Origin of the sequence: Paenibacillus sp. CECT 9249 (assembly GCF_918697855.1) — a bacterium.
Lineage (GTDB): Bacteria > Bacillota > Bacilli > Paenibacillales > Paenibacillaceae > MSJ-34.
The window spans coordinates 29539-50285 of sequence record NZ_CAKKLI010000006.1 but is presented as its reverse complement, the minus strand read 5'-3'; the positions used below and the strand labels follow the sequence as shown (position 1 = coordinate 50285).

The 20747-nt window shown below is 49.8% G+C and carries 19 protein-coding genes and 1 pseudogene; 15 read left to right on the top strand and 5 right to left on the bottom strand.

The window, feature by feature from the left end; genetic code table 11:
- Positions 1-22: 22 nt before the first annotated feature.
- Positions 23-991: a sugar phosphate isomerase/epimerase gene (locus tag LQ229_RS07450; protein ID WP_216540833.1), complete on the top strand. Its 969-nt coding sequence runs from the start codon at positions 23-25 to the stop codon at positions 989-991.
- Between the two features lie 5 nt (positions 992-996).
- Here the strand turns inward: LQ229_RS07450 and LQ229_RS07445 are convergent, their stop codons facing one another.
- The 3 genes from LQ229_RS07445 to LQ229_RS07435 all read right to left on the bottom strand — a co-directional run bounded on the left by LQ229_RS07445 (position 997) and on the right by LQ229_RS07435 (position 3484).
- Entirely contained in the window at positions 997-1422 is a 426-nt protein-coding gene (locus tag LQ229_RS07445) for a hypothetical protein (protein WP_216540832.1), read from the bottom strand.
- A gap of 134 nt (positions 1423-1556) precedes the next feature.
- Positions 1557-3302, bottom strand: a complete 1746-nt coding sequence (locus tag LQ229_RS07440; protein WP_230191329.1) for a hypothetical protein — start codon at positions 3300-3302, stop codon at positions 1557-1559.
- Positions 3251-3484 (bottom strand): anti-repressor SinI family protein, encoded by a 234-nt coding sequence (locus tag LQ229_RS07435; protein WP_230191328.1) that lies wholly within the window; start codon positions 3482-3484, stop codon positions 3251-3253. The genes LQ229_RS07440 and LQ229_RS07435 overlap by 52 nt, the downstream gene beginning before the upstream one ends.
- A 365-nt stretch (positions 3485-3849) precedes the next feature.
- Here LQ229_RS07435 and LQ229_RS07430 point away from each other — a divergent pair, with 365 nt between their 5' ends.
- From LQ229_RS07430 to LQ229_RS07405, 6 genes are all read left to right on the top strand, one after another.
- Entirely contained in the window at positions 3850-4188 is a 339-nt protein-coding gene (locus LQ229_RS07430) for a helix-turn-helix domain-containing protein (protein WP_216540830.1), read from the top strand.
- Positions 4189-4569: 381 nt separating this feature from the next.
- A complete protein-coding gene (locus LQ229_RS07425; protein ID WP_230191327.1) occupies positions 4570-6816 on the top strand; it encodes a hypothetical protein in 2247 nt (748 codons plus the stop codon).
- A 29-nt stretch (positions 6817-6845) separates the two neighbouring features.
- Positions 6846-8018, top strand: a complete 1173-nt coding sequence (locus tag LQ229_RS07420) for a HEAT repeat domain-containing protein (protein WP_230191326.1) — start codon at positions 6846-6848, stop codon at positions 8016-8018.
- Between the two features lie 32 nt (positions 8019-8050).
- On the top strand, positions 8051-9466 hold the full coding sequence (locus LQ229_RS07415; protein ID WP_216540827.1) for a glycosyltransferase: 1416 nt from the start codon (positions 8051-8053) through the stop codon (positions 9464-9466).
- Between the two features lie 63 nt (positions 9467-9529).
- The gene (locus LQ229_RS07410) at positions 9530-10318 is read left to right on the top strand and encodes a response regulator transcription factor (RefSeq protein WP_216540826.1); all 789 of its coding nucleotides are present in this window, start codon (positions 9530-9532) and stop codon (positions 10316-10318) included.
- 28 nt (positions 10319-10346) lie between these two features.
- A complete protein-coding gene (locus LQ229_RS07405) occupies positions 10347-11705 on the top strand; it encodes a nucleotide sugar dehydrogenase (protein ID WP_216540825.1) in 1359 nt (452 codons plus the stop codon).
- Between the two features lie 67 nt (positions 11706-11772).
- Here the strand turns inward: LQ229_RS07405 and LQ229_RS07400 are convergent, their stop codons facing one another.
- Positions 11773-12144 (bottom strand): hypothetical protein, encoded by a 372-nt coding sequence (locus tag LQ229_RS07400; RefSeq protein WP_216540824.1) that lies wholly within the window; start codon positions 12142-12144, stop codon positions 11773-11775.
- A gap of 125 nt (positions 12145-12269) precedes the next feature.
- On the opposite strand from LQ229_RS07400, the gene LQ229_RS07395 reads away from it, so the two are divergent.
- A complete protein-coding gene (locus LQ229_RS07395) occupies positions 12270-12899 on the top strand; it encodes a copper amine oxidase N-terminal domain-containing protein (RefSeq protein WP_216540823.1) in 630 nt (209 codons plus the stop codon).
- 184 nt (positions 12900-13083) lie between these two features.
- Positions 13084-13902, top strand: a complete 819-nt coding sequence (locus LQ229_RS07390) for an undecaprenyl-diphosphate phosphatase (protein ID WP_216540834.1) — start codon at positions 13084-13086, stop codon at positions 13900-13902.
- A 239-nt stretch (positions 13903-14141) separates the two neighbouring features.
- On the opposite strand, the gene LQ229_RS07385 is transcribed toward LQ229_RS07390, so the two are convergent.
- Positions 14142-15173, bottom strand: a complete 1032-nt coding sequence (locus tag LQ229_RS07385) for an S-layer homology domain-containing protein (RefSeq protein ID WP_216540822.1) — start codon at positions 15171-15173, stop codon at positions 14142-14144.
- A gap of 244 nt (positions 15174-15417) precedes the next feature.
- On the opposite strand from LQ229_RS07385, the gene LQ229_RS07380 reads away from it, so the two are divergent.
- The 6 genes and pseudogenes from LQ229_RS07380 (at position 15418) to LQ229_RS07355 (ending at position 20744) form a co-directional block, all read left to right on the top strand.
- A complete protein-coding gene (locus tag LQ229_RS07380; protein WP_230191325.1) occupies positions 15418-17379 on the top strand; it encodes a DUF5107 domain-containing protein in 1962 nt (653 codons plus the stop codon).
- A gap of 167 nt (positions 17380-17546) precedes the next feature.
- Positions 17547-18683: a DUF6155 family protein gene (locus LQ229_RS07375; RefSeq protein WP_216540820.1), complete on the top strand. Its 1137-nt coding sequence runs from the start codon at positions 17547-17549 to the stop codon at positions 18681-18683.
- Positions 18684-18938, top strand: a complete 255-nt coding sequence (locus LQ229_RS07370) for a hypothetical protein (protein ID WP_230191324.1) — start codon at positions 18684-18686, stop codon at positions 18936-18938. It abuts the gene before it with no gap.
- Between the two features lie 595 nt (positions 18939-19533).
- Positions 19534-19731 (top strand): annotated as a pseudogene (locus LQ229_RS07365) (RNA polymerase subunit sigma-70); the annotation flags it as partial.
- Between the two features lie 284 nt (positions 19732-20015).
- Positions 20016-20351: a hypothetical protein gene (locus LQ229_RS07360; RefSeq protein ID WP_230191323.1), complete on the top strand. Its 336-nt coding sequence runs from the start codon at positions 20016-20018 to the stop codon at positions 20349-20351.
- Positions 20352-20744 (top strand): PIN domain-containing protein, encoded by a 393-nt coding sequence (locus LQ229_RS07355; RefSeq protein ID WP_036712124.1) that lies wholly within the window; start codon positions 20352-20354, stop codon positions 20742-20744.
- The last annotated feature ends 3 nt before the right edge of the window (positions 20745-20747 follow it).

Here is a 20747-nt window from a genome sequence, read left to right as displayed (position 1 = left end):
AATGTATGCGGAGGTGTCCTTATTGAAACTGGGAGTATTTAGCGTATTGTTTGCGCAAAAACCGTTGGAGGAAGCGTTGGATTACATTGCGTCTAAAGGATTGGATGCCGTCGAAATCGGAACGGGCGGCTATCCGGGCAACAGCCATTGCAATCCGGAGGAGCTTCTTGCCGACGAGAGCAAGCTGAAACAGTTCAAAGCGGCGTTCGAGTCGCGCGGTTTGACGATCAGCGCATTAAGCTGCCACGGCAATCCGCTGCATCCGCAAAAACCGATCGCCCGGAAGTTCCACGACGAATTCATTCGTACGGTGGAGTTGGCCGAGCGGTTGGAAGTTCCTGTCGTCAACGGATTTTCCGGCTGTCCCGGCGACCACGAAGATGCGAAATATCCGAACTGGCCCGTTGCGCCTTGGCCGAACGATTATCAAGAAATTCTCGATTGGCAATGGTCGAATAAGGTCATTCCCTATTGGACCGAAACGGGGAAATTCGCGTCTGACCGCGGCGTCAAAATCGCGCTCGAACTGCATGGCGGCTTCTCCGTTCATACGCCGGCAACGCTGCTGCGCCTGCGCGAGGCGGCGGGCGAGGTGATCGGAGCCAATCTGGATCCGAGCCATATGTGGTGGCAAGGCATCGACCCGGTGCAAGCCATTCATATTCTCGGCCGCGAGAATGCGATCCACCATTTCCATGCGAAAGATACGACGATCGATCCGGTCAACGTCAACAAGCATGGCGTTACCGATATGCAGTCGTATGCGTTGATGCTTGACCGCGCCTGGCAGTTCCGTACCGTCGGCTTCGGCCATGATTTGAAGACATGGGCGGATATTATGAGCGCCCTTCGTTTGGTCGGCTACGATTATGTCGTCAGCATTGAGCATGAGGACGGCTTAATGTCTGTCGACGAAGGCTTTACCAAAGCGGTGCAATGTTTGCAGCAGGTGCTGCTCAGAGAACCGCTCGGCGAAATGTGGTGGGTGTAAAAGGGCTATCCTTCGAGGAGTCCCAAATATCGAACGGGCTTGCCTGCGATTTCTGCAATCAGTACGGGGCCTTGCTTCGCTGTCGGCTCATAGATGATGGTGCCGATCGGCAGTTTGGTTGACATTTCGTTGATAAAATCCGTTCCTTCGCGATAATTCGTTTGAATCTTGCCGATTTCCGCCAGCTCGCCGATCTGCAATTGCTGTACCCAGTCGAGATTGTCGGCATTGACGTATACGATATCGTCAAACATGAAAATATCGGCATCTTTCGATTGTTGCAATATTTCTTCAGCCGTAGGATTGCCGATTACCGCCGCCGTCCGCTCCGTACCGGAAGGCGGCGTTTGTCCGGAACACGCCGTAAGCAATAGCGAGAGAAAAAGGAGCAGCATGACCGTTTGGTTCACGTTTATCACCTGCCAATTCAACGATTCATACTCTTATAACGAAAACAAAGGATACAATGTTGCAGCATTTGCAATCGATGGAATAAATAAGGAGATGCGATGACCATACAAAGGTATGATCATACGCATCTCCTTATCATTAGCGCTCATTGCACTCATTCTTTGCCTTCTTTCCAGTAATCGTAGGCATGAACCGCGAAGCCGCGGAACGAAGCGTGTTGTTTCAATAGCCCCTCCGCGATTTCCAATTGACGGTTCATTTCCGCTTTCCCTTTGTGGAAGAAGGAGACGGATTCGCCTTCATGGCTTTCTTTCATTTCCACAGAGACGATGATTTGTTTGCCGAGTTCATCGGCAAAGCCTAATTCGTCGCGAACGATATCGGCGATGCCGCCGGGACCTTCGGCATAATTGCGGAACGCCATGACGGTGACATGATCCAATTGGCCGATCATCCATTTGCTAAACGGCAGATCGGGCTCGCCCGGCACGGATGTGCCGTCCAGCCAAAAGGCGAGATCCACGCTCGTTTGCAAATCGCCGCTTTGTTTCGCCGCCTCGGCAAACGCTTGAATGTTGTCCATCCATTGCTTCAATATCGAGTCCCGGTTCGATTGCCACAGCGGCATGACGTAAGGCTCGATATCCAAATGGATTCCGCGCATCTTCTCGCCGTCCCCGGCCTCTTCATTGTATTGCCGCACGTAGCGCACAAGCTTCATGATGCGTTCCTTGCTTTTTGCCAGCGCCCATTGCGGATGGCCGCCCATCGCGTGCACTTCGATTCCCGCCGCCGAGGCATCGGCGACAAGCGGACGATAATCGGCAAACGGCCGTTCGAGATCAAGCCTTACGTAGAGCAAATTCACATTGTTGCTTTTGGCAAAGTCGATGATTTCTTTCCTTTCTCGGACAGCGGTATCGGCTTCCCAAACATACGTTGCTTTGATCGGCCCGGCAATCGGTTTCGATGCGGATTCCAACCGGACGCGCCCGCTCCAGCTTGCATAATCATGGACGGCGATTCCGGCAAACGAAGCGTGTTGTCCAAGCAGGCCGGGCAGCCGTTCAAGCTCGCGTTCCATGCTCTTCGCCCCTTTATTGTAGAAGGAAACATGTTTGCCTTCATCGCTTTTATTGATATTTACCGCGATCAATACAGGCTTCTCCAGCCGGTCCGCTTCCGCCAGTTCGTCGGTTACCAGAGAGACGATGCCGTTGTCGCCTTCGGCAGTGTTCCGGTACGCCATATTCGTGACGGTGTCGAATTGCTTCAACATCCAGGAGACGACCGTCTCGTCCTTGGCATCCGGCAATTTCATGCCGTCGTACCATGCGGGAAGATCGGCGCTCGTCTTAAGAAGAGCCGCCTTGGCTTCTGTCGCCGTATAGTCCGCATTTCCGGTCCATTGCCGCAACAAGTCATCCCTGCTGGTCTCCCACTCCGGAAGAAGATACGGCTGAACGTTGACATGGATGCCGGCGAAACGCTCGGCCGGCTGGGCGGATTCGTTATATTCCCGCACCCAATCGACGAAGGCGGAGATTTGCCCTTTGTATTTGCTTAACGCCCACTCGGGTTCTCCTCCCAAAGCGTATACTTCCACTCCCGACTTGCTTGCTTCCGCGGCGAATGTTTTATAATCCTGCGCGGATACTTTCGGATCGATATTCAAATATAGCACTTGAACCGATTGTTCCTGAAGGAACGACAGGACGGACTGGCGTTCGGACACGATCAAGTCCGCTTGCCACAAGTAGGTTGCCCGTTTTCCATGATCCGGCTTGTCGAAGCCGACTAAGCCGATGACGACAAGGAGCAGCAGCCATATTTGCCAGCGGCGCGGCTTCATAATTCGCCCTCCGGCGGTCTGCCGGCCGAAATGTCGTAGATTTTCCAAGCTGAAATGTTCTTCCGCGGCGAAGATGCGCGCTTTTCCGTCCATTCGATCGAAATTTCCTGTTTTCGCAAAAAACCTCTAACTTCTTCCGGCGTAACGCCGATGCGTTGCGCTGTCCAAATTAAGGTTGTCCATTCTTCATCCAGCAGGTTTCTCATATTTTCTCTTGTTGTTGTCTTCATTCGTTTCCCTCCTGTGGAGCCGCAAGCTAAGCATCAAGAATGGCGATCTCCCAATCGGTTTTACGTTTTTTACCACATTATCATAATATTTTCATTGTGAAAATAATCCATAAGTCGTTATTTCGTTCATTCCGATATTCGCCGTTCGTCTATTTTTGCCTTGGCATCTCCTCTCGTTATGAAATGTGGAATTGTTCCGATAAGTTATTATTACTTATGAAATTCCCGTTTTATGGGGGTAGATCGCCATGTTGTCGAAAAATAATCCGAAAGTAGGAAAAAAGATTAATTTCCTCCTTCCAAAAAAAGATTTCAATTGCTATAATTTTGTGTAATACATTAACAATTTTAAAAGGGAGATGCAAATGGTCGGGGAACGTGTACATAAATTGCGTGTGAAAAAAGGTTTTTCCCTGTCCGAACTTGCCGAAAGTGCGGGGGTCGCCAAATCATACTTAAGCGCGATCGAACGAAACATTCAAAGAAACCCTTCCATCCAATTTTTGGAGAAAATAGCCGCTGTATTGGATGTCACGGTGGAGGAGCTGCTCCATGAAGTCATGGATCCGAGCAAGATGAACCTGGACGAAGAATGGTACGATATCGTCAAGGAAGCGATGGCTTCGGGAGTCAGCAAAGAACAGTTTCGCGAGTTTTTGGAATTTTACAAATGGAAAACCGGTCAATCCCTATCGAATCGATAATATCATCTATCCGTTGCTTGTTTGAATCGCGGGTGCCTTTTTTTTTAAAAGGCTCCGCGTTTTTTTTATTTACGGCAAAAAAAGAGAGAAATCACCTAAAAAAGAGAGGATAATACCGAATATATTAAAAAAATGTCATAATTTTAGCTTTTCAATTTTAAGAGATTGAGATATACTTGCGTTAATCGTTCGTTATAAAGAACGATCCAACGAACAACTCGACAAGCATTGCTGAGCATAGAAGTTCAAATCTATTACCGGAGGTATGATTATGTGCGTATTAGCTGTTCGTACGATGGATATTCCGTTCGTACATAGCGGGAATGTTGCAAATGAAAACGATAGAAACTACACGGCAAGGCGGATGAAACCGACATCGTCATGATAGGCAGCGCAAATCGGAAAAAGAGCAGCCTTTGGAAATGGATCGGAATTTGTTTGCTCGGCATCATCGCATTTGTCGGTTTTCAATGGAAAGTGTTGTTTCCGCTGCATGTGGAAAGTTTTGAGAGCGGGGACGGGACGCAATTGAAGTTTCGCACCAACGGAGATCAATTGGAAGTATTTACGGATCAAAAATGGGAGCGATTCTTCGCGCAAGGCGTCAACTTGGGGGCGACTCTGCCCGGGCACGACCCCGGGGAGCTTCCCATTACGAAACAAAACTATTTGGATTGGTTTGCAAAAATGGCGGAAATGGGCAGCAACGTCGTAAGGATATACACGATTTTGCCGCCGGAATTTTACGAAGCGATCGTAGAGTATAACCAAGGCCATCCGGAGAAGCCTCTCTACTTCATTCAAGGCGTATGGTCGCCGGAGGAAGCGCTCATTGAAAAGCGGGATGCGTATTTGCCGGAAATCCGCGATACGTTCAAACAAGAGATTACGTTGGCCGTCCAGGCGGTCTACGGGAAAGCGGACATTCCGGAAACGCCGGGGAAGGCGAGCGGCGCATACCGGGCGAATGCGGGCCCCTACTTGATGGCTTGGCATATCGGCACGGAATGGGATCCGCAAATGGTGGACAATACGGATACGAAGCATGCCGGCATTCCGCGCTTTAACGGTTCGCATATTCGCGCGAAAGAAGAGGCGACTGCGTTCGAAAATTGGTTGGCGGAAATGTTGGACAATGTCGCCGAGCAAGAGCGGAGGTTCGGATGGCAGCATCCGCTGACGTTCACGAACTGGGTAACGACGGATCCGCTGACGCATCCGGGCGAACCGACTTTCGAAGAGGATCTTGCAAGCGTGGACGCGACTCATCTTGAGCCGGCCCATTGGGAAGCGGGATATTTTGCATCGTACCATGTATATCCTTACTATCCGGACTTTTTCCGCCTGGACGAAACGCTCCGGACGGTGACGAACGAGGAAGGCAAGCCCGATTCCTATAAAACGTACTTGCGGAAATTAAAGAAACATCATGCAGGCATGCCGATTATGGTGACCGAATTCGGCGTTCCGTCCTCGATCGGGATCGGCCATGTGGACCGATTGGGCCGGGATCAAGGCGGACATAACGAGCAAGAGCAAGGCGAGATCAACAGTTCGCTGTTCCGCGAAATCGTCAGCGAAGGGTATGCGGGCGCAATATTGTTCGCATGGCAGGACGAATGGTTCAAGAAGACCTGGAATACGATGCCTTTCGAAATACCGGCAGACCGGCGCAAATTATGGTTGAATGTGCTGACGAACGAGGAGATGTTCGGGGTTCTCGGCATGTATCCGGGCAAAGACGGCAAGATCGTCATGGACGGGAAGGATGACGACTGGAACCAGCTTCCGGAAGAAGAGAAGCAGCGGGTGGACGCCGGACAAGCAGGCATCAAGGAAATGTGGGCGACCCATGACGAAGCGTATTTATACGTTCTCGTACGGCTGAACGAAGCGTTCGATCCGGACAAGCAATCGTTCCACCTCGGGTTCGATACGATAGCAGGAGGGAACCGCCATGCGCCGGAGTTGTCCGGGACCGTTCTCGACGAAGGTCTGGAAACGTTGGTTACGCTTGGGAAGGATGAAGAGAGCGACATTAAAATCGCATCCAACTACGATTTCCATACCCGCCTGTACGGATACGGTTATGGGATGATTCCTCTCAGCGAACGGGAAATGAAGGACGATTCGGGCATCTTCAATCCGTGGAAATTGGCGATCGGCTTGGAAATGACGCCTCCGGACACGAAATTTCACCATCCGTTCGAGGATATCGTCGTCGGCAAATTGAAGCGGGGAGTCACCGATCCGCAGAGCCCGGATTACGATTCGCTTGCATTATGGCAGGCTTCGGGCAATGTCATCGAACTGCGCATCCCTTGGATGCTCCTCGGTTTTACCGATCCGAGCTCCTTGCAAGCGATGAGTTACGGCGCTTTGGACAGGAACGGTTTCCAAAGCGAAACGACGAAAGGCATCCGCATGCAGCCTTGGATGACCGATAAAGCGACCGGAAAGGCGATCGGATTGGAGCATCAAGGCGATAAATATCCGGTGAGCAAGCTCCCGGCATACGTGTGGGAACCGTGGGAAACGGTCGAATATCAGGAAAGACCGAAGAAAAGCTATGAAATGATGAAAAAAGCGTATCTCGATCGGCACAGCGCAAGCGAATCGGGAAGGTAACAGGGTAGAGAGCAGATAGGAGGAGGAATATGTTTCAGGGAAGCTTGGAACTGGCTTATCAATTTATTAAAATCGCTTCGATCGTCATCGTCGTCGTTCTCGCTTTCGCCTTGCTGATGAAAGCCAGATTGATTTACATCAAAAAGAAAAAGGACTCGTTTATGGCGAAGCATGAATCGTATTTTCAATATTTGCAATGCGATTCGGACGATGCGTCCGTGCTGAAAAAGCCGCCCGGCCGCCTAAGCAGGCTCGAATTGGAAGTGATTCAAGGGAAGCTCGGCGAATGGATCGATCGGCTGAAAGGCGGCCATCAGGAAAAGCTGATCGCGCTGAGCGAAGAGCTAGGACTCGTCGATGCAAACATGCGGCGGCTGGGCAGCAAGTTCGGCTGGCGGCGCGTGACCGCCGCTTACCATTTGGGCATGCTGCGGGCCAAGGATGCGGCCCCTGTCTTGCTGGAGCTTGCGCGGAACGAGAAAAACACGGTGAATTTTCTCGTATTCGCCCGCGCGGCGGCGCTTTGCATGGACAAGGCGAGCGACTTGAAGCAATTGATGGAACGATTTGCGCATGGGAATAAACCGGCATATTCGTTGGCCGCGGACGTTTATACGAGATCTCCCGCCGCCGATTCGAATTTGCTCGAAGAAATGCTGCGCAGCAAAGATATTCGAATGGTGAAACTGGCGGTTCATTGCTTGAAGGGCCAAGCCTACGCTCATTTGGCCCCGAATTTGCTCAAGCTCATCGATCATCCGGACCGGGAGCTGCGAATGCTTGCGGCGGAAGCGTATCTTCATTCCAGCCCGGAGCTTGCCCAAGGCGTCGTATCGAAGCTGATAAACCATGAGGACGAAGAGATCCGCGCCTTGACGGCCAGAGCGATCGGAGAACTCGGAAACGCCGCGTACATCGAGACGCTGAAGCATGCGATGGCGGATTCCAGTTGGACGGTTCGACGCAACAGCGCCGTCAGCTTGGCGATGTTCGAAGAGAAAGGCTTCGCCGTCCTATGCGAAGTCGCGATTCACGGCAAAGATCCGTTCAGCAAAGATATGGCTTCCGATGTTATTTGGGAGGAACGCATGAAAGAGCGCGTCATGTCCGGCGATGCGTCCGGCGCGGCGACGTTCCGGAACAAGCAAGGGAATGCCGGAATAAACGGATCGGACCGCCTGGATCAAAAACAAGTCATGTAGCAGTCATTGCAATCGTTGGAAAGGAGTCGCATATGAGAGAAGTTTTACTGAACTACGGGATGTTCGCCATGTTTTACATCGCGGTAGTTTACTGTATTTATTTTGTCATCATGGCGCTTTCGTTTAAAAATATATCCCGGGTGATGAAAGGCTCGTTATATTCTCCGTTCAAATCGCTCGCCGGTTCGGAGCATGTACCGCCCGTTTCCATTTTGGTGCCTTCGTACAATGAAGAATTAACCATTATCGAAAACGTACGTTCGTTATTATCGTTAAATTATCCCGAATACGAAGTGATCGTCGTGAACGACGGATCGCAGGACGACACGCTAAAGGTGCTGATCGACGAATTCGATTTGCAGTTTTCGCCGCATCGCGCGAACAAGCGAGTGCTGGAATCGACGCCGATCAACGGGGTCTATCATAATCCCGAGTACCCGCAATTGTATGTTATCGACAAACGAAACGGCGGCAAAGCCGATTCGCTCAATACCGGCATTAATCTTTCGCATTATCCGCTCATTTGTACGATCGACGCGGACTCGTTGCTCGAGAAGGACGCGCTGATCCGGATCGCCCGGGTTTACATGGAAAACCCGGAAGAAACGGTGGCGATCGGCGGCAACGTCCGTATCGCCAACGGTTGTACGATCGAGAACGGGGTCGTCAAAAAAGTTCGCCTGCCCGACAAAATTTTGCCGATGTTTCAAAATATCGAATATTTAAAAGCGTTTCTGGGCGGGAGAATCGGTTGGAGCTCCGTCAACGCGCTTCTGATCGTTTCCGGCGCTTTCGGCGTGTTCCGCAAAGACTATGTTGTGAAAGTTGGCGGGTATCGCGAAGGTTTTCCGGGAGAAGACATGAACATCATTATCAAATTGCATAAGTATATGCTCGAGAATAAGCTCCCGTACCGGGTCGCGTTCTGCCCGGACGCCGTTTGTTGGACGCAGGCGCCCGACACGGTGCGCATATTGGGAAGCCAGCGCAAACGATGGGGGCGCGGAAATATTAAAAATATGTGGGATTACCGCCATATGATTTTTAACCCGAAATACAAGCAAATCGGTTTGCTGGCGATGCCGTACAACGTCCTGTTCGAAACGTTGAACCCTTATTTCAAAATGACCGGATTTGCCGCCTTATTGGGATATTTTTTCTTGGATATGACGGCATGGCCTATCGTGCTTACTTTTCTGTTCATCAATACGCTGATCAATATGATATTAACTTGCGGGGCGCTGCTGCTGGAAGAAATGGCGTTTCGGCGGTATCCGCGGATTATGGACCTTGCCATGATGGTAGGCTGCTCGTTCTTAATGACGCTCGGCTATGACCAAATCAACGCCATTTGGCGCTTTTTCGGACAGATCGATTTTATGCGCAACAAGAGTACATGGGGCGTCATGGTAAGGAAAAGCTGGAAGGAAGAAACCGCCAAGTCGTAACGCCCATAACATGGAAGCTCTGCTCCGCAAAACTTTTCCACAAAACTTTCAGGAGGTCGACCGATGCTTACGATTACGGAAAAAGATACGATTCAGCGAATTGCCGGCCAATTAATGAGCGATATGATCGCGCAATCCGAAATGCCGTGGGGAGCCGTCGCCTTTCAACGCGCTTTGAAAGGGGGGACAATTACGGAAGCGGATATCGCGGCCATCGATCCGCATCTTGCGATCCGGCAGCTGCATGACATGCAATCGGGAATATCGCTGTTAATTTTAGAGGGACAAACGTTAAGCGATACTCACTTTTTTTCCATTTTGTTGAAGGAGCGGCTGGAACAGCTCGGCGTCGTCCATGGGACGATTCTGGCCGCCGGCTCCGGCGATGCGCCGGAGCGAACGGTAACCGGCATGCTGCAGGAGCTGGAGAAGCTGGCGGGCAAAGGCGATGACATATTGATTTACAACAAGCGCGCCGAGACCGCCAGCGCGGTGCTCGTCGTCGATAACGATAAGACGATCGGCGAATATTTATCGACCCGATTAGGAATGAAAGGGTATGAGGTGCATGTTGCGCAAGACGGCCAGACGGGACTGGAAATGTTCGAGGATATTTTGCCGGAGATGGTCATTACCGAACTTGCGCTTCCGGTCATGGACGGGTATCAGCTGATTAGCAATATACGCCGCAAAAACCAAGGAAAGAGCAAGGTGATGATTTTAACGGAGAAAAAATTGGAGCACGATATCCGCAAATGCTTCGATCTGGGCGTTTCCGATTTTTTGGCCAAGCCGTTCTCGCCGATCGAGTTGGAAGCCCGCATTCGGAGACTGTTGGATCAGGCGTTGTAATATTAGTCAAAACTGGAGGGAAATGATGATGAACAGCAGATATCAAACGTTGAAGGATCTTATCGAAACAAAAAACGCCAAAGTGGGCATTATCGGACTCGGCTATGTCGGGCTGCCGCTTGCGATGCAAATGGTGAAAGCCGGGTACTCCGTATACGGAATAGACATCAACGATCAAAAGCTCGCCTCGTTGCAAAACGGGAAATCCTACATCCACGACGTCAGCGACGAAGAACTGCAGGAGGCGAACGACAGCGGGAGATTTTTCCTGACATCGGATTACCAAGCGCTGAAATGGCTGGACGCGGTAACGATCTGCGTTCCTACTCCGCTCAGCAAAAACCAAGATCCGGACACCTCTTACATTCATCTTGTCGTCGAGCAATTGAAACAATATATGCAGAACGGCCCGCTCATTACGCTCGAAAGCACGACTTACCCGGGTACGACGGAGGAATTGATTCAACGCGAATTAGAGAAAATAGGGCTGCGGACGGGAATCGATTACTTCCTGTGCTTCTCTCCGGAACGCGTCGACCCTTCGAACCGGACGTACAATACGTACAATACGCCGAAAGTGATCGGCGGAACGACTGCTGCATGCCTGGAACTCGGTTCGTTATTGTACCAATCCGTCGTCAAGGAGGTTGTGCCGGTATCTTCGCCCAAAGTTGCCGAGATGAGCAAGCTGCTGGAAAATACATTCCGCAGCGTAAATATCGCATTCATCAATGAAATGGCGATGATGTGCGAGAAAATGGGAATCGACATTTGGGAAGTTATTAAAGCCGCTTCTACGAAGCCGTTCGGCTTCATGCCATTCTATCCCGGTCCCGGCATCGGCGGACATTGCATCCCGCTCGATCCGATGTACTTGTCCTGGAAGGCGAAAGGCTTCCGCTTCTACAGCAAATTTATCGATTTGGCGCAGGCGTTCAACACGAATATGCCCGATCACGTCATCCATAAAACGGCTCAAATCTTAAATCTGTATACGAAGTCTATTAAAAATTCCCGCGTGCTGCTCCTCGGCATGGCCTATAAGCCGGGAGTGGACGATGTGCGCGAATCTCCGGGACTCGCGGCCTACGAATTATTCAAAGCAAACGGGGCGTTTGTCGATTATTGCGATCCGTTCGCTACTTCTTTTGCCGATATGGATGGAAATACGGTAAAATCGATTCCTTGCGAGCTTAGCTTGATTCGCAAATATGATTGCATTGTCGTCATTACGAATCATAAAGAGTTCGATTATGAAGAATTGGCCAAGACTGGCGTCCCGATATTGGATACGCGCAACGCCTTCGACGGAATCGAACAACCCCATATCTATAAACTCGGCGCGCCGCTGGACGTTCAGTTTCCGGCACAATTGCAAATGGCGTAAGCCATCGCCGGGCGGTCAAGCCAAGCATCCGGATGCCGGACGCTTGGCTTTTCCGTTGTTCGGGCCGCTATACTTCCCCGCCCGCTTCTTGGATAAGACGCAGCGCTTCCTTGTGATCGTTCTCTTGGACGACAACGGTGAGTAATATGTCTTTGCCGGTCGGCCCCCCTTGTCCGCCGTCGCTCATCCCGCTTGCGCTCGGGTCCGCGGCTGCCATAATGCCGGCGCTTCTGCTCCGGAAATCGGCATCCAGCGTCAATTTTCCAAGCCCTTCGAAGTCGTTGGAGAGCGGATTCAGCGTCTCTTCGATTCCTTCTCCTTGGTATCGGCCGATTCGATCGATCGACATGTCGATCACGCGTAACGATTTCAGCCGAGCAGCGGCTTCCTCCGCCCGCTCCGGCGTGTTGAAATGAGCCAATATATTTTTTTCGCCCATCGAGTTCCCTCCTTATGATCGATTCGTTTCGAGCCTATTATGCCCAATAGCGCAAAAAACCTTCCTATAGTAGAATGAAGAAGATTGCGAGGAAATCGATGGAAAAGAGAATTGGAGGTCGGAGCATGAATAAGAAGTGGGTTTCTTTCATGATGGGCTGCGTTTTACTGACTATTGCGGGTACGGCAAGCGCGCATCCGGGCAGAACGGATGCGAACGGAGGGCATACTTGCAGAACGAACTGCGAAAAATGGGGCTTGAGTTACGGAGAGTATCATTATCACGGCGGGAAGAGCAAGAGCGGCAGTTCCGGCAGCAAAACCAAACCGGCATCGAATAAAAGTGTAGACCAGTCGAAAACGTCTGCTGTTAAAAAGCAAGCGAAGCAAAAGAAAGAATACGAGCCTGCCAATATTTCGGTTTCATTGGGAGAGCAGACATTGCATTTTTCGCACGAACCGATTAAGAAAAACGAAATCATACTCGTTCCGATGCGTGATATTTTTACGGCGCTGGGAGCCGAAGTAGAATGGAACGGTTCGACCCAAACGATAACGGCCGCAAAGGGAGATATATTGATTCAATTAACGATCGGGCAAAAAAAAGCCTATGTGAACGGCGAGAAGATAGAGCTAGAGGAACCGGCTGTTGCTGTGGAAGGCAAAACAATGGTGCCTTTGCGCTTCGTGACGGAAGCTTTAGGCGCGCAAATTCAGTGGAATCAAGATACGAAATCGATTGAGATTACGTTATAGTGCCACATAAGCGGTCATTCCAATCCTTTTGACATCAGGCTGATAACATTCTATCATTAGAAAGTGAATTTAGGTGACGAAAATGAAAGATTGAAGCTATCATTTTGTAAGATTTTTCGATAGGTCGTCCGTTTGCTCCATAGTATATTGAGAACGTTGACAGTGATGATAGGAGGTTTTATTTCTGGAAGATTTTTGGCTGATTTTGAAATATGTTGTGCTCGGTTTGGTGCAAGGCTTTACGGAGCCGATCCCGGTATCGTCAAGCGGACATTTGGTCATCGTCGAGCACTTATTCGGACTGCATATCGAAGGACTAAGTTTTGAGGTATTGGTAAACACCGCTTCGCTGCTCGCGATTTTGCTGATTTACCGCAAGGATTTAATAAGTCTCGCCGCGAACGGCATCGGTTATCTCGTACGGCGCGATCCTGCGCAGAAATCCGATTTTATGTTTATCGTTTATTTGGTCATTGCAACGATACCTGCCGGAGTCATCGGCGTATTGCTCAACGATTTCATCTCGGGATATTTCAAAGGATTGCTTACGATCGGGATTACGCTCCTCGCGACGGGGGTCGCTCTATGGTTGATCCGCAATTTGCGGGGGCGCAAGAACGATCAAGCGTTAACCTTGAAAGACGCGATCATTATCGGGTTGGCGCAAGCGGTTGCCTTAATTCCGGGCATCAGTCGTTCAGGCGCGACGATCGTTGCCGGCATGGGGCGCGGTTTGAAGCAGGAGACGGCGTTGAAATTTTCTTTCTTCCTATACATACCGGTCAGTCTCGGCGGCATCGTACTGGAAGGGAAAGATATGCTGCACGATCCGCAAATGTCGACGCTCTGGCTGCCCTATGCGTTAGCTTTCGTTGCGTCGCTTGTTACTTCGTATTTTTCGTTGAAATGGTTTATGGGCATTATGGCGCGCGGCAATTTGAAATATTTTTCGTTTTATTGTTTTATCGTCGGTACGCTCGTCGTCTTGTTCTCTTTGCTATAAATATAAAGAGCCTCAGCTCATGCGGAGGCTCTTTATTTATCGAAATCCCTCTCTATCCTGTATAAAATACAACATTAGGTGTGTGAAAACTTCAAAATTACCAATGATGTTGTAAAAAATACAGCATACCGGCGCCTAATATGCAGAAACGGCGACGATGACCAGTTTATGTTGTACATTCTACAACAATTCGGTCCGTGAAGCCCATTTCGCTTACATTATGTTGTACCGAATACAACTTACATGTTGCTAACGGATTGGGAAGCGCTCGAGTCGCTCGAGTCGCTCGCATCGCTTGAACCGCTTGAACTGCTCGATCCGCCGCCGAATCCCTTCGAACCGGCACCGGCAAAGGCGATTTCCGCCTCCAGTTTTGCGGAAAGATACGTTTCCGCTTTCGGTTCAACGATGACTTGGGCGTAATTCATATTCGGATCCGGATAATGAAGTTCATAATAGATGACAGCTTTTCCTTGCTCGGAGAAATCGATGCTGCGGATCGTTATTTTATAGCCGGGATTCGGCTTCTCTCCCCAGGACAGCGTCACTTTATTGACTTCGTCGGAAATTTTCCCGACGGATACGGTTACATCTTCATGTTGCGCGGGGGGGAGCTTTGGAATGACATTCCCGGCCTGTTCCTTCACGAATTTTCTCGCGTCATGCAGCATGGCCGCGGCTTCCGCGCGCGTGATTTCATCCAGCGGACGAAAGCGCTGTTTGTCGTCAAGCGAGGCGACTTTAGCGATCAGCAGCCTTTGGATGTTGGTCATATACCGGTTGTCGATCGAATCCTCGTCATCGATTTGAATCCAAATTTCGATAAAGGCGAAATCCCCTTTCGTCCACATCGCTTCCGCGAGCAGATTGGCGAATTGTTCGCGTGTGATCTTCTTGGCCGGATCGATATCCTTCGGAATCGATAACCCGTTGATTTGCGCGATGACGAACGCTTCCGCATACCAGGCGTTGTTCGGAATATTCGTATAATAGTCGGTCGCTTCCGGCTTTTTGACGAATTTCACAGTATCGAGATTCAAATCCAATCCGTTCACAATCATCTGTACGCTTTGCGCATAGGTCATTTTTTCCTTAGGGGCGAATCGGCTGTCGTCCACGCCTTTCACAATACCTTCATTGAGCAAAGCCATAATTTTATCTTTGGCCGGCTCGTCTTTCAAATCTTGAAACGCTAACGCGCTCCCGCCTAACGTAAATGCGAGGGCTAATACGACCAATACGCTCGACAGCACTCTGCTTCTCTTCTTCATTCGGATCACCTTCTATCATTTTGTTTTCATTGGTTCAGACGGAATAAGTTGGATAAATGTTGCAGCAAGCCCGGAACGGGTGAAAATTGTACAAGTTTTGCGCAATAAAGTGAATAGCGCAGTTCGTTTTTTCAGCGGTATAATACGATTAACTTTGCGAATCAGGATGGTGAGCAGGATGAAAGTCACGGTATCTTCATTGACCCTTGAAGGCGCTTTGCCGGAAGGAGAAAATCCCCTTCCTATGTTTCGGAATAGACGGCGGCATAGGCAAGTGGGGGATAACGGAACGTTAACGCCTGAGCTGAAACGGCATTTAGGGGAGCATGCGGGCGAAACGTATTTGCCTTATCGGATGCAAGACCGGTATACGAGGGAGCGAAAGCCGATCTTGTTAAAGACGATCGTACTGGAGAACGATCGATTGGTTGCCGTCTTCTTGCCGGAATATGGAGGAAGGCTCTACTCGCTTAAGGATAAACGGACAAACCGGGACATGCTGTATACGAATCCGGTGTTTCAGCCTGCCAATCTTGCGATTCGAAACGCCTGGTTCTCCGGAGGGATGGAATGGAATATCGGACAGCTCGGCCACACATTTACGACCGCATCTCCCGTTTACGCCGCCAAGTTGCGGGGCGAAGACGGAAACGAGTTTCTACGCATTTACGAATACGAACGTTGTAAAAATATATTTTGGCATGTCGACTTCCATCTTCCGCCGGGAGCGGATAAGCTCTCTATTTATGTACGCATTGTCAATGACAATGACGTTTCCGTCCCGATGTATTGGTGGACGAATATCGCGGCGCCCGAAACGCCCGCGTCCCGAGTCTTCTCTTCGACAAGCAGCGTCATTTATATCGATCACGAAGCGAAAGGGTTCGGAGCGGGCGAATTGCCCGAATTGCAGTCCGTACCAGGCGCGGATGCCTCCTATCCGATGCAAATTCCGTTTTCGAGCGAATATTTCTATTTGACTCCCGAAGATTGCCAATCTCCTTGGGAAGCAGTCGTTTATGAGGACGGCGCATTGTTGTACGAACGGTCTACTTCCTTATTGAGATACCGGAAAATGTTTTGCTGGGGAAATCATGCGGGCGGAAGACGGTGGCGCGACTTCCTGTCGAAGCCCGGCGAAGGAAACTATATTGAAATTCAGGGCGGGCTTACTCCGACGCAGCTGCACGGAATCGAGATGCCGGCGGCCACGGAATGGGAATTTACGCAGCTCATCGGCATGTCGGAAGCGGATCCCGAGCAAGCCTACGACGAACAATGGGAGAACGCGCGCCGATATATTGAAGATCGCGTCGAGCAGCAATTGAGCGCCGATATGGTATACGATATCCATGAAAAGTTACGGGCGTATGCCCGCATTCAGCCTGCCGAGCAATTGCATGCCGGTTCGGGATGGGGGGCGCTCGAGAGGCTGCGCAGACAAAAGCTTGAGCGCAGAACGGTTCCGGACGGATTTGCGTTTGCCGACGGCAGTTTGGAAACGGCCCAATTGCCGTGGCTTTCCTTGTTGCAGGGCGGGCGCCTGCCGGATTGCGACCCGGATTCGATTCCCGTCTCGTGGATGGTGCAGGAAGAGTGGATGAGCATGCTAGCCGACAGCCTTAAGCGGGAAGAAGGCCAATCCTGGAACGCTTATTTGCATTACGGCGTCATGCTGTACGAACATGGGCAAGAAGAGGAGGCGCTGAAAGCGTGGGAACGTTCGCTTGCGCTTCAGCCGTCGGGATGGGCATATCGCAATATTGCGGTGCTGATGCGGGAGCGAGGAGACAACGCCATGGCGCTGTCCTATATGGAACGGGCGTATGGAATGGAGAACGGCTTTCCGGACAGAGCTTTTGCGGAAGAGTATGTGGATTTGTTAATCCGAAGCGAGCAGTACGAGAAGGCTTGGAGCGTGTACGAAGCGCTTCCGGCCTCCTTCAAGCAAAGCGACCGCTTGCGAATTATCGTCGGCAAGGCGGCGCTTGCGCTGCATATAGAAGACTTCTTGGCCGACTTATTCGAGACGGAATTTGCCGTCATCCGCGAAGGCGAAGCGACGATCGTGGAACTTTGGTATCAATACAACGCCGAGAAGCTGGCCAAGGAGCGAAACGCGGCCGTAACGGACGAGTTGATCCTGGAAGCCGCCGCCCAATTTCCGCCTCCCGCTCATATCGATTTCCGGATTGTGGGGGGATAGAAAGCGCGATATTTAATGAATATGGTATAATATTGGCAGATGCACATGGGATGGAAGGTGTCGTGTCAACATCGATCCAACCGGTCGTGACCCATTGTAATTCCCTCGAGGGTACGGTGGGTTTATTTCTATATTATATGGAATAGCGAAAGGGGGAACAGGCGATAATGGTTTATACTTGCAGAATCGAACTGGGTGAGATTGCCCCGAAGATTTGGCGGGAATTTCAGTTTCATCCGGGTGTGACGTTTCATCAGCTTCACAAAATCATCCAAGTGGTCATGGGATGGGAAAATTGCCATCTGTACGAATTTCATGTGAACGAGAGGGTGATTGGGCTGCCTAACCCGACATTCGAACATATGGAAGATCGCGAGGTGCTGAATGCACGGAAAGAAGTAGTTCAGAACCATGTTAACGAGGAAAATTCCGTGTTTACATACGTCTATGATTTTGGCGATGATTGGCGGCACACGATTATATTGGTCAAAATAGACGAATCTGCAGCTTCCGATCCTGCACCCATGTGTCTAGATGGGGCTCGCAGCTGTCCGCAGGAAGATGTGGGAGGCGTTTGGGGACATCAGCATATGCTGGAAGTACTGCTTACTCCCAATCATCCCGAGCGAGATCAGTTTATTGGCTGGGTTCGAGCAGGTTACGATCCTGAACATTTTTCCTGCGAGGAAGTGAACCATGAGCTTCAGAGGCAAAAAGACAAGCTTATACCTAAATCGCTGATTAAGCGGCCAGTAGGAAAAAAGCCTGCGAAGCTGACGAAATCCGCTTTGAATAAGCACCTGAAACAATTAACCAACGATCAGCTTATCGAGTTGGTGAAGGCTTGTTATGGCGCCAGCAAAGAAATGGAGAAATTTCTTGCCGTAAGAATACTGGGCGATGAAGCGGCAGAGTCTCTCTTTCAAGAGTATCGCAAGAAGATAGAGAAAGAGTTTTTCCCCGAACGGGGTTTCGGCAAGCTGAGGCTTCAGGAAGCGAAAAATGCGATCTCGGAATTCGAGAGATTGACCGGGAACGTCAAGTACAGTCTGGAATTGAAGCTGATCTACGTCGAAAATGGAGTCGATTTCACCCTAAGTTACGGGGATATTGATGAACGCTTCTATTATAGCATGGCTTCCGTGTATGCCGATATTATTGATCAAGTGAATGAAGATGAAATGGCCGAATTGTTCGACGAATTCGAGGATCGTTTGGAAGCGATCGTTTTGAAAACAGTAGATATCGGCTGGGGTTTTCATGACAATTTGGCTGAACTGCACGCTCAATTACGATGGATTTAGGTGGGGAGCTTTATCGCCGGATATACGGACGGCGGCTTTCCCTATGGTATCACATGGGAGGAATATGGGTTTGCGGATATGGTTGATTTTGCAGAAACGATTGAAGATAAAAAGCTGCAATCAACTTTGATGCACATATTAAGCGGCGGCAGGAAAATATTCCGAAGGTTCAAAGATGAGTTATCTTCCGACAAAGAGCAACTAGAGCGGTATTACCTTTTTATTGAAGAGCGGAATCAGCAAACGTGTTGCTGAGTGGTTGGAATCGATAGACGTGAAAGTAACTTTTGAGTGATAAACCGATCACGAAACAAGAGCTAGGGAAGCTTGAACATATTCTGTGAGCTGAGCTTGGAACCAAAGCGGATTATATTCTAACATTTTGGCGTAACTAAAATGAACCTTAATTTTAGTTACGCCTATTTGTAATTAACTTGAAATGAATTGGAAGAAAAAAGCTTGCACTTCCGAGGACTGGATCCGATTGGAGCCGGGCAATGCGATATCAGACGCGTTCGATTCTTGGATCAAGCTTACAGCAAGCTGGAGAGGACATCGGAAGATGAATTGACGGATTTCAACGTGATCGCTCCATTTCCGCATCGAATCATTCGATCACATCATGGACCAACCTATTTGCTCATTCCGGGCATGCTGGACCGGGCCAATCCTCAGAAAGATCCGGACAGAATCGGTCTGTTGAGATTGAGCTTCAATGACCATTTTTTGCTCCCGAAGTCGTTTCTTTCCCACGTACAGGCACAGATAGGCATCTGCCCACATAGAATGAACTGATCGGAAAGAAGTGGTTAAAGTTTGCTCTATTGTGATTCAGCAGGAGGTGTCTTTATTGCCCGGATTATTTGCGGCGGTCGCTTTGTTCATTAAACAACTGTCACTCCTCGTTTCGTATGTCAAGAACAACGCTTTCCCCCAGCCGCTAGCGGAAGAAGACGAAACGAAGCATTTGCAGCTGATGTCCGAAGGCGATCAGCATTCCCGGAACGTTCTGATCGAGCACAATTTACGGTTGGTGGCGCATATTGTCAACACGTTGTGAACACGAACCTATGTCAGGAAACGGCGCGTTTTGTGTGCAGCGGGCGGTTTGTGCGGTGAGGGAGGACAAGCCATCTGGATCGATAAGCTGGTCCGAAAGAGGCCGGCTTATCTCCTTCTGGATTTTGAGTGTGTTATGTTATACTGTTGGTAACACGAAATTAAGCGCTCCAGTATGACAGAAGAAACGATTATGACAGGAGTGAAATGATATCGAAAAACAGCGATCGATTCAAGCTGATGTTGAAGCCAATCCGGAGCTCCAATCCCTGATTGAGCAGAGCAGAATGGAATATAAATCCGGCAAAGCCCAGAATACGTCGGAAATACGGAAATATTTTGCAAATCTTAAATCGGAAGGTTGGTGTTTTAACCATGTCTTTGCCCAAAAAGATGGATCAAAAAACGGCTAATGAACTTCGTTCCATCTTGACGAAGATGAATATTACGCAAAGCAAAGTGAAAATCAATTTGGATAACCAAACGATTGAAGTCGAGGATGACTATTCCATTGATGACATACTTGAGTCGGCCGGGGTTTTAACACCGGAACAAGCTAAACAGTTGGCTGATGAAGTCAAGAAAATGCGCGAGGAAGAGTGGAATTAAATGGATGGTTATTTACTCGATACCAATATCGCCATTGCACTGCTGGCTGGTGAGCATGCCGCGTTGGATTTTGTTCGGCAAGCCAGTGACGATCGGATGTCGATTTATTTCTCCGTCATTACGGAGTGCGAAGTGTTTAGCGGGCTGGAATCCGCTTATCGTTTGCAAGGAATCAAGCTGTTTAATTCACGAAGATGTATTGAGGTAAGTTCCAGTGTTGCCCGACTTGCCGGGGACATACGCAGGGAACAAAAGTCGAAAGGACGGAAGCTTAAAACTCCGGACGCAATTATTATTGCAACTTCTATTGAGCACCAGCTTGGTCTTGTATCAAGGGACCACGATATGAGCTTTGTTCGGGAAGCATTCGGTTTGCCGCTGTTTACCATTTAGCCT